The following is a 2,352-nucleotide window of genomic DNA, read 5'->3' as shown; positions in this document are numbered from 1 at the left end:
GGGGGCGGGCCTTGCTGGGATCACTTCTCGAGACGTTACTGCAGCCGCAAGCATGTCCTCAAAACCCACAATGAGCCCCTATAGATTGTGGCACTACCACAAAATCAAAGTGCTCAAACGGCGCGGCTACGGCTTCACCAATCGAAAGCGGCTTTTTCAGAGAGTGTACCTCGATCTGCACGGATACGCCCTTTTCGGCTAGTCGATGCTTACAAATCAGTCGCTTACCTCTCTTTCGCTCAGCATCATTTCGAAGCTTCTGTGTGCGGACAATTTGAGGTCATGTAACTGTTATCAAAGCATTTTTTCGATCACCTGAATTCCGGGAGAGCCTTGCTGTCCACGTTACGCAGCTACATTAGCGCCATGGGTGGCTCACTCGATCTGGTTGTGCGCTTTCCCGATAGACCGGCGGTTTCCTTATCGGCGCTCTTTGACGTCGCGGAACGGCAACAAAGAAGCAACGCGCCGAGCTTAGCTGTCGAGGATCAACGTTAAATAAATCCGTCCCCTTTTTCCGGTGTGATGGATAGCTTGTTCACCGGCTTGGGTCCGATCTTCGCAACTGATGACGCCGTCCCCCACCGCATCCCGTTTCGCTGCTCAGTACGGCTCGGTTCTTTGGCTAAGGCCGGGGCCTACTGAGATCAGCGAAAGCCAAGGCACCAAGGCCATTGTTTTCGCCACAAGCCTTGCCTCTGCGCTTGGCAGCGAACCGGGTTTAGGTGCCCAGTGCGAAGACAGTTCGCACTGCCCCACCGCGCGCGAGCCCCTCAGATCGCTAGCTGACTTCGCCGTCCTCTTGTTGCAGGACGAAAAGCTCGGGATCCATGTACTGACAATACTCTCCCTCGCATTCGAAGGACTGCCGGCAGATGCCCGGCTCGCATTTGCTCACCCCCCTTCTTCCACGCCTCTTTCCTCCACGGATGAGCTGAAGGACTCCAAAATCCTACGTGCACTCGCGAGACGTTGTGGATGGGAGGAACAACCGCAGACTCCAGATCGCTCGGAAACAGAAGTTCTCCATATTTTTCACAAGGCCGACAGCCCGCCTCGCTGGAGATTGTCCTGGGCGACCCCCGCAGACTTCTCTAGCCTAGCTGCTTTGTTTGAAACCGTCTTCAATGAGCAGATCAGCGAGCAGTTCTGGCATTGGAAATACGGTGCTGGTCGAGGTTATGGGGTGATCGCGAAACGCGACGACAAGATCATCGCCCATTACGGCAGCACAGGGCGACGCGTCCTTTTATTTGGCGAGCCGGCTCAGGCATTGCAGATGTGTGACGTTATGGTTCATCCGCGAGAACGTGCCGTCCTTACCAAGCAAGGTGCCTTTTTCGTCACCACCGCCACAACCTTGGAGGTCTTACTAGGATTCCAGGTTGTCGATCTGGCCTTCGGTTTTCCGAATGCTCGGGCTGCGAGAATCGGCCAGCGCCTTGGCTTGTACGCGGAAGTCGGCCGTATCATGGAGGTGCACTGGCCGCCACTCAAAACTCGCCCTCACCTTAAGAGTGACGTTCGCAAGTTTAGTGCTCAGGCTCCGCAAGCCAGCCGCGTGGTCAATGGGCTTTGGAAGAGGATGAGCGCCGACCTCGATGCCTCTATCGCGGTTATCCGTGATTGGACCTATGTTCGTGACCGCTATCTCGATCATCCTGAAAAAGTCTACGAACTCTTCTTGGTGTGTCGCCGCTTTACAGGCCAACCGCTAGGTTTGGCCATCCTCAGGCGCCAAGCTGAAACCCTTGAGCTGACAGACGTGATCTGCCCTCTGGCTAAGATCCCCATCGTCTTGGATCAGGTCAGGAGACTCGCTGGATCTTGGGACCTGACAGGCGTCTTTTGCTGGATTACCCGACAGCATCTTTCCCACTTTTCGACCTCAGATGCGACCGTTAAAGATCCCGATGTGATCATTCCCACCAATATCTGGGTAGATGGGCCTAAGCCCGAACAGCTGAACGACAAGTGGTGGCTGATGTCGGGTGACACCGAGTTTCGCTAGTGAGTGCGTTCAGCGAATTTGATGATTGTGCGATCAAGCTAGGTGATGGGCGTCAGCGGTGGTGGTTGGTGGGCCTCGCGCGGCCGGCGTGTAGGGCGGCCGTGCGAGGTGGGTGAAGGGCCGTGGTTGGTCTAGAACACGAGGGGATCGTCGACGTCCGTAGCACCGTCGCACTGACCGGGTGGTTGCCGCTGCGCGGGGGTGTGGTCCATAGCCGTCAGGCTAGCGATATTTTCATTTTAACTCAATATGTTACGAGCTCATCCCATAACTTCTCAATAAGTCATGGCACCCAATAAAACAGAGACTTAGAATCAAAAGAGTCGCACTTCTGCGCCTCA

2 protein-coding genes are annotated in these 2,352 nt (G+C 55.4%); both read left to right on the top strand.

Annotated features, from left to right (window positions below; translation table 11 throughout):
- A partial coding sequence (locus G3480_RS28045; RefSeq protein ID WP_206171913.1) for a hypothetical protein occupies window positions 1-202 on the top strand: 202 nt, incomplete at its 5' end.
- Window positions 203-568: 366 nt separating this feature from the next.
- Complete coding sequence (locus tag G3480_RS26185; protein WP_164657134.1) at window positions 569-2,011, top strand: GNAT family N-acetyltransferase; 1,443 nt, start codon at window positions 569-571, stop codon at window positions 2,009-2,011.
- The last annotated feature ends 341 nt before the right edge of the window (window positions 2,012-2,352 follow it).

The organism is Thiorhodococcus mannitoliphagus (genome assembly GCF_010915725.1).
Lineage (GTDB): Bacteria > Pseudomonadota > Gammaproteobacteria > Chromatiales > Chromatiaceae > Thiorhodococcus > Thiorhodococcus mannitoliphagus.
This window is presented reverse-complemented; position numbering and strand designations above follow the sequence as displayed.

What these genes read in the sequence shown, in the direction of transcription:
- G3480_RS26185 (WP_164657134.1), top strand. Translation starts at nt 569, where the DNA reads ATGACGCCGTCCCCCACCGCATCCCGTTTCGCTGCTCAGTACGGCTCG.